The 1975-nt window shown below is 63.0% G+C and carries 2 protein-coding genes and 1 pseudogene; 2 read left to right on the forward strand and 1 reads right to left on the reverse strand.

What is annotated here, in order from left to right:
• Positions 1–321, forward strand: a pseudogene (locus IWX63_RS16525) (NAD(P)/FAD-dependent oxidoreductase); the annotation flags it as partial.
• Between the two features lie 166 nt (positions 322–487).
• Here IWX63_RS16525 and IWX63_RS16530 read toward each other — a convergent pair.
• A complete protein-coding gene (locus IWX63_RS16530; RefSeq protein WP_199279240.1) occupies positions 488–772 on the reverse strand; it encodes a hypothetical protein in 285 nt (94 codons plus the stop codon).
• Between the two features lie 874 nt (positions 773–1646).
• On the opposite strand from IWX63_RS16530, the gene IWX63_RS16535 reads away from it, so the two are divergent.
• Positions 1647–1901, forward strand: a complete 255-nt coding sequence (locus IWX63_RS16535) for a hypothetical protein (RefSeq protein ID WP_199279241.1) — start codon at positions 1647–1649, stop codon at positions 1899–1901.
• Positions 1902–1975 lie beyond the last annotated feature (74 nt).

Below are 1975 nucleotides of genomic sequence, written 5' to 3' on the forward strand. Positions count from 1 at the left end.
GTCTTCACCATCCCCGAACTCGTCCGCCTGGGCATGCTCGAACCGGAAGCCCACGCCAGCGGCCTGGACATCGAGGTCCGCTACACCGACACGAGTCGGTGGTATTCGAACTACCGCATTGGAGAAACCGCCGGCGCAACCAAGATCCTGGTCGACCGGCGCACCGACCTCATCGTCGGCGCCCATCTCTTCGGCAGCGGCTACACGGCACTGGCGAACACCATCAGCGTCGCCATGAAAAACGGCCTGACAACACGTCAACTCAGATCAGCCACCGCGGTGTACCCATCAACAGGATCCGACCTGGGATCCATCCTCTGACCCCCGCGCCCCCGAGCCGAGCCCGAGTCACAGTCACAGCCCCACATCAGGGGTCCTACCCGCCCGGTGCCAGAGGTGGGGGTCCTGTCGGACCCTGCGGCGTCATCGCACTCCTATCCCACTTGAATGGGCGGGACGGGACCGCACCAACATCCCAGGGCTGACGTCACCCCGACTTCGGCGTATGGCTCGCAATGAGCAGTTGCCCGAGTTTCTTGATCCTGCCGGGCGAGGTGTACCCCGTTCCCAGGGCGGCGACGACTGATCCTTGGAGGAGGATCATCCAGCATTCCGCGAAGTCCCTCGGGTCGATCAGTCTCATCGATGCGGCGGCGTTCTCCCGGTACTGGCCCGCGAGTACGGCATCAGCCGCGAAACCGTGTACGCCTATCTCCGCGCCGGATCTGGTCAGAAGCCCGAGGCTGATCCTGACGGGGAGAGCATGTTGCATGCCCTTGTTGAGAGTCTGCCCGCCGATACCAGGGAGATTCCTACAGTCATCCCCTACGACAGCTTGCTCTCGACTACGGGCACGCCCCAGAACACTCAACCTGGATAAGCCTGGCTTCCTCCAGGTCACACTGCAGTTTGGTGCAGGCGAGTACGAGACACGGATGCTCACACTCGCCTGCACGGAAGCCGGAACCCCGCGGCTTGTCGTGCAGAGGACTTCGAGAAACGACAAGTTTCAGAAGCTTCAGGAGATCCTGGCGCCCGAACGGTGATGGTCGCACTGACCCCTGGCGCTTGGGATGCGCTGGTCATCGTTCAGGCATCCCAGGTGACACGGGCGACAAGGGGTCGTGCGCCTCCTGACCATAGGGGCACGGCACAAGCTCCCCACGCTTCGCTGCTTGTCCCGCACCCAGATGGACAGCAGGAACCAAGGCCCGCCCGCACACACCCACCAGGCCACCGACACGAAACAGTGCACCTCGAGCGAGCGGTGGATGTGCACAGCCTCCTCATCTGCGTGGCGGGGTACACCAGAACCCAGTCCACACTGGAACCCATGGATCACGAGAGAACGAATGGGACCGTTTGCGGCAAGGGGGACAGTAAATCGACCCTTGTGCCTGCGACAGGTTTGGGCGGCATCGGCAGCACCCGTCGTGCCGGTCATCCACCTGTGGGCGGGTGGAGCCCGAAGGGTGGAGCTCAAAGCCGTCCATCTGTCGGTGAGCTGCCGTCTCATTTTGGGGCGCAGGATGCGCCCCCACCTGAGAATTGCCGTGCGGGACATCCGTCCTAGGCTCCCCGAACTGTGACCATTCCGGGACGTGTCCGTCGCTCCCCTGGTGATTGTGTCACCGGAGACTTGGACCATGGCACTCATGGGGATCAACAAGGCGCAGCCGGCACACTGGCTCAAAAACAATCAGGGCGCTCTGCCGTCCATCATCGCAATCATCGCCGTGGCTCTGTTCTGGGTGGTCGGAGGAATCGGCGGGATCAAGTTCCTGGCCGACGCGAGTTCACCGATGGCCATGCTGACCGGGCTCTACATGGGCCTGGCCGCCGTCGCGGTATCGATCATCATCGCCACGCTCGCCCTGAACGACCTAGGGCGTGTCTCCTAACCCCGAGGTGGGATGAACGAGATCATGGTGGGATGTCTCGTACTCGTAGTCTTTCGGATGCCGCGTGGGGGCGT

Origin of the sequence: Arthrobacter sp. CAN_A2 (assembly GCF_015752045.1) — a bacterium.
Taxonomy (GTDB): Bacteria; Actinomycetota; Actinomycetes; order Actinomycetales; family Micrococcaceae; genus Arthrobacter_D.